Annotated in this window: 3 protein-coding genes; 2 read left to right on the top strand and 1 reads right to left on the bottom strand. The window is 46.3% G+C overall.

What is annotated here, in order from left to right; all coding sequences use genetic code 11:
* Positions 1 to 152: 152 nt before the first annotated feature.
* Both AACQ21_RS04490 and pyk read left to right on the top strand, forming a co-directional pair.
* Positions 153 to 1,532, top strand: a complete 1,380-nt coding sequence (locus AACQ21_RS04490; RefSeq protein ID WP_105976869.1) for an MFS transporter — start codon at positions 153 to 155, stop codon at positions 1,530 to 1,532.
* Positions 1,533 to 1,719: 187 nt separating this feature from the next.
* Positions 1,720 to 3,183 carry a pyruvate kinase gene (gene pyk, locus AACQ21_RS04485; protein ID WP_105976868.1) on the top strand — a complete coding sequence of 488 codons (1,464 nt, stop codon included), beginning with the start codon at positions 1,720 to 1,722 and terminating at the stop codon, positions 3,181 to 3,183.
* Between the two features lie 143 nt (positions 3,184 to 3,326).
* Here the strand turns inward: pyk and torS are convergent.
* A partial coding sequence (torS, locus tag AACQ21_RS04480) for a TMAO reductase system sensor histidine kinase/response regulator TorS (protein WP_105976867.1) occupies positions 3,327 to 5,241 on the bottom strand: 1,915 nt, incomplete at its 5' end.

The following is a 5,241-nucleotide window of genomic DNA, read 5'->3' as shown; positions in this document are numbered from 1 at the left end:
TTTTTGACCCATTCACACTCTCAATTTGAGTCATTTCTGCCTCAAATTGGCACTTTTGAGCCCCATACCCATTTGTTTGAAGATGCATTCCGACAACGAAACAACCCTATTTAGTAATAACCCTATTTAGTATTTGATGAATGGAGAGCTCCATGCTTAACTTTTTTAAAACTCGCCCAGATCTACCGCTATCGGATAGCTCTCAGGGCGCAATGCAATCGCGTTTCAAAAGTTTTCAATGGCAAGTATTCTTAGGCTTAGTCTTTGGATACGCCATGTTCTATGTGGTTCGTATGAGTTTAGGCGTCGTTAAAAAACCGATGCTTGATGCGGGCATCGTATCGATAGAAGAACTCGGGATCATGGGATCAGCCTTCTTCTTCACCTACGCATTTGGTAAGTTTTCGAACGGTTTCCTTTCTGACTACGCCAACATCGGCCGATTTATGTCGTTCTCACTACTGCTTTCCGGTGCCACTGCCATATTCATGGGGTTGAACACCACGGCATTCTTCTTTGTGTTACTTTGGGCCGTCAATGGTTGGTTCCAATCGGTGGGTTCTGCGCCTTCTTGCGTCTCGCTTTTCCAATGGTTCTCACCTAAACAACGCGGAAGCCGTTATTCAATTTGGGGAGGATCTCGAAATATCGGCGAAGGCATCACTTGGATTCTAACAGCAACGCTAGTGAGTTATTTAGGCTGGCGAGCAGGTTTCATCGGTGCGGGCATTGCCGCCATCATCGCTGCATTGATTATGTTCTTTGTACTGAAAGATCGTCCGCAAACCTATGGTTTACCTGATGTTGCAACAGCATTTGGTGAAGAGCCCGAGTTCAAAAAAGCCAACGATCCAAAAGAAACACGTCGCGCTCAACTGTTCATTTTGAAGCAACCGACTGTCTGGCTGATTGCCGCTGCTTGTGCCGCGATGTATATCTCTCGCTATGCGATGTCTTCTTGGGCGGTGTTATACCTACAAGAAACCAAAGGCTATTCACTGATTGATGCTGGTTTTGCAATGTCCACTTACCCTATTGCAGGCCTCGCGGGCGCTATTTTGTCTGGTATCATTTCAGATAAAGTATTCAACGCTAACCGTCATATCCCAACGCTACTTTACGGATTTGCCAACATTGCAGGTATGTGCTTGATGTTCTTCGGCCCCGATAACCGTGTGGTAGATGCTGTTGCTCTAGGCTTAATTGGTTTTGCGATTGGTGGGCTTGTCGTATTTCTTGCTGGCCTAACGGCTTGTGACTTAATGCCTAAAAATGCCGTCGGTGCCGTAAAGGGCTTTATTGGTTTGTTCTCTTACTTAGCCGCTTCGGCTCAAGAACTGGTGTCTTCATCATTGATTAAAATGACGGAAGTGGATGGCGTAACCAAATATGACTTTACTCAAGCACAATATTTCTGGTTGGCCGCTGGCGTGATTTCTTTACTGCTTGCGACTACGGTATGGAATGCCAAGAAAGTAACGGATATTGATGCTCCTACGGGCCAGATACTGGAAACGAAACCAAGTCTCTAATCTATAACACCCTTGATACAGGGAGGATAATCCTCCCTGTTATTTTCTTATTTTCATTCTTATTTTCTATATCCAAATCACTTGAAAAATCGACCAAATGTCGGCCGAGAGCAATGGACAAGTGCAATTAGCACCACCATAGCTTCAAGTAAAATGGCTATAGCGAGTGTCGTTATAGGATACCACTATGTGTAAAACAAAAATCGTTGCAACGCTTGGCCCTGCAAGCCAAAGCCGTGAGATGATCACTAAGCTCATTAATGCCGGTGTTAACGTTGTACGTTTAAACTTTTCTCACGGCACCGCTGACGAGCATATTGAACGCGCGATGTTAGTACGTGACATTTCACAAAAGCTTGGTGTCAGTGTCGGCATATTAGTCGATTTACAAGGACCTAAGATCCGTATTTCCTGTTTTGAAGACGGTGCGATCACTCTAAAAGCGGGTGACTCATTTATTCTCGATGGGCTTCACCCCACAATGGCTGGTAACCAAGAACGTGTAGGCTTAGATTACCCGCAGCTGATTCAAGACTTGAAGTTGGGTGATACTTTACTGCTTGATGATGGCCGAGTACAACTCCGGGTCGAAGAACTCAACAAACCACAGCAGTGGGTAAAAACTCGCGTCATAAACAACGGTAAGCTGTCTAATCGCAAAGGCATTAATTTGCTCGGTGGTGGCCTCTCCGCGCCGGCACTGACGGACAAAGACAAACGAGACATCATCACTGCCGCGAAACTCCAAGCCGATTTTCTAGCCGTCTCATTTCCACGTAATGCCCAGGATTTACATGAAGCGCGCCGGTTAGCGGTACAAGCCGGATGTCATGCACACATTGTCGCCAAAGTAGAGCGAGCCGAAGTGGTGAGCGATCAAAAAAATATGGACGCGGTCATCAATGTATCCGACGTTGTGATGGTTGCTCGTGGTGATTTAGGCGTTGAAATCGGTGATGCTCGCCTACCCGGCGTACAAAAAGCGTTGATTGCGCGCTCAAACTATTTAGGCAAACCCGTTATCACCGCAACACAGATGCTGGAGTCGATGATTGACAACCCGCTGCCAACACGCGCAGAAGTGCTTGATGTAGCGAACGCGATTATTGATGGCACTGACGCTATTATGCTGTCAGCAGAATCAGCGGCGGGAAGCTATCCCATTGAAGCAGTGGAAGCGATGGTGCGTATCGCTCACGGTGCAGAACAAGAGTTAGGCTGTGCGCAAAATTCATGGGATAAACTGCATCATTTGTGCAGCGATGCGGGCAAAAGCTTCGCGCTTTCCTCCATGATATCGGCGACTAAGGTTCATAAAGATCTTGGGGTCGCCATTTTAACTCAACAGGGAGAAACACCCCTGTTGATGTCTCGCTGTCAAAGCCAAGCTACCATTTGGGCACTCTCCGACAGGCCTGAACTGCTACGTAAATTAACCATTTTGCGCGGCGTTACACCAACCTATATTCCATCATTAGCGACACAAGCGGATTTGCTGTCTCAGCAAGTGCTTAACGCTCTGGCACAAGACGCAGCTAACCGCCATATTTCATCCATTTTGATGACACAATTAGAATCGATCGAAGGCGTGGGTAATATTAACGTCTGTCGTTTATTGACGTTGCCAGTAGTAAAAGAATTAGCCGCGTAGAATGTAGGGTTCTGCGCCGCTAATCATGAGATCATTAAAATTATTCAGTGATCTCAACACCTCCCCCTAAAAAACCTTGCTCCACAGGGAACTTGGCCTGCGCTTGTCGCAGGCCCTTTTTAATGATGCCAACAGCCAATTATTTATATAAACAGTAACCTGAGTGAATGAATGGATTGAGCAGCTAAGGCTTCTAATTCCGCTTGTAGCTCTTGATAAGTTTGCGCAGAGTCAGCACTTTTCTCAATGACTAAACACAGATCAAACAAGGCATGCAAACCTAAGCTGCCAGCTGAACCTTTCAATTTGTGTGCTAACGACTTAACGACCTGAGCCTGTTCCCTCGATTGACGAAACTCGTGTAGGTATTCATGCGTGCAATCGGCGAACAGCTCAATGATTTCATTCATCTTGTCACGCCCTAGCACTTCAATATCCGCGAGTAGGATCCGCTCGTCCATAATCGGACGAGCGGATTTTTGGCTATCAGAGGTTACGTGCGTAGGCACAATCAACTCAACGGGTAAGGTATTGTGTTCAATACGTTGCTGGACAAGTTGTGCAAGATCTTCTTTGACTAAAGGTTTGGGCAAATAGCCATCAAAACCAGCCGCTAAATAGCTTTCCACCTCTTCATTAAACACATGCGCCGAAATAGCAATCATCGGTGTGGGGCGTAGATGCGAATACTGTTCACGTTCGATAAGTTTGAGCTGCGCCAACAGCTCAACACCATTAACGTCAGGTAGATTAATATCGAGCAGTGCGATATCAAACCTGTGTTCACTAAACAGAACCCGAGCTTCAGCGCCTGTTTTCGCGGTGAGCACATTATGGCCGAGACTGGTCAAAAACCCTTCAGCAACCATGCAGTTAACAGGGTTATCCTCCACCAGCAAGATGTTGGCCTCTCGCGTCGCGGCTATCGGCCTTTTAACCACTTCATCCACTGCCTCTCCTCGCTGTAAAGGAACAGTAAACTCAAAACGGCTTCCTTTGCCTAAATCTGATTCAAGCTTAAGCTCGCCGCCCATGGCTTCAACAAGCCGTTTGCTGATAGCCAAACCAAGCCCAGTACCGCCTTTGTAACTCTGTTCACTGGAAGCTTGAGTAAACGCATCAAACAGCCTGATTTGATCCTGTTTACTGACTCCAACACCGGAATCCGACACTTCAAATGTCACTTGATTAGGCATTTCAGCATCAAGACTGACATAAATATCCACATAACCTTGATCGGTAAATTTGATGGCATTACCCACAAGGTTAGTCAGCACTTGACCTAAGCGAGTCATATCACCCACCCAAAAAGGAGCAACATCCAGTTCAATCTGCTTGGTAAATTCAAGCGACTTTTCTTCAGCACGTCCTTTCATCAGTTGGTAAACATCGTCCACCATTTGATGCAAATTAAAGTTGGCATTGCGAATTTCTAAGTGTCCGGCCTCAATTTTTGAATAATCCAGCACATCATTCAAAATGGACAACAAGGTGTGGCCGCTGCGGTTAATCACGTCCACATACTGGCGCTGTTGAACGGTTAATGGCATCTCTTGTAATAAACGAGCCGTGCCTAATACGCCATTCATTGGTGTGCGGATTTCATGGCTCATGGTGGCCAAAAATGCCGATTTAGCACGGTTGGCTTGCTCGGCTAAGTTGCGAGCTTTGGCATGATTCAACACTTCCATATTGAGTTTCTCATTGGTGTGTTGTAATTGTTCTGTTCGCTCGGTAACCACTTCCTCTAAGTGCTCTTTATGTTCTTGTAACGCCTCTCTCGCCTGCGCTTCACTTTCCGCCACCACTTTAAGAGACTGCGCGGTATTGCGAGCCGTGATGATCGCCTGCCCCATTTGCGCCAGTTCATCCTCTCCTTGAACTGCTACTTCCACCTGCAGTTGCCCTTTTGCGATGGATAACAGTGCCGATGAATATTCAGCTAAACGTTTTACCACCGACAGATAGACGACCTTCCACATAATGAAAGCTGCAATGAGAAGGCCAACCAAGGTTAATAAGGTCAATGTATACTGTGCCATGTTCAAGGTTGTAGAG

This window comes from Vibrio sp. V01_P9A10T6 (assembly GCF_963877065.1).
Classification (GTDB): domain Bacteria; phylum Pseudomonadota; class Gammaproteobacteria; order Enterobacterales; family Vibrionaceae; genus Vibrio; species Vibrio anguillarum.
The sequence above is the reverse complement of the archived record's forward strand: the minus strand, read 5'-3'. Positions and strand labels throughout refer to the sequence as shown.

Bases quoted from the DNA above. Each gene is read 5' to 3' on its own strand.
- AACQ21_RS04490 (WP_105976869.1), top strand. From the start codon at position 153: ATGCTTAACTTTTTTAAAACTCGCCCAGATCTACCGCTATCGGATAGC.
- pyk (WP_105976868.1), top strand. From the start codon at position 1,720: ATGTGTAAAACAAAAATCGTTGCAACGCTTGGCCCTGCAAGCCAAAGC.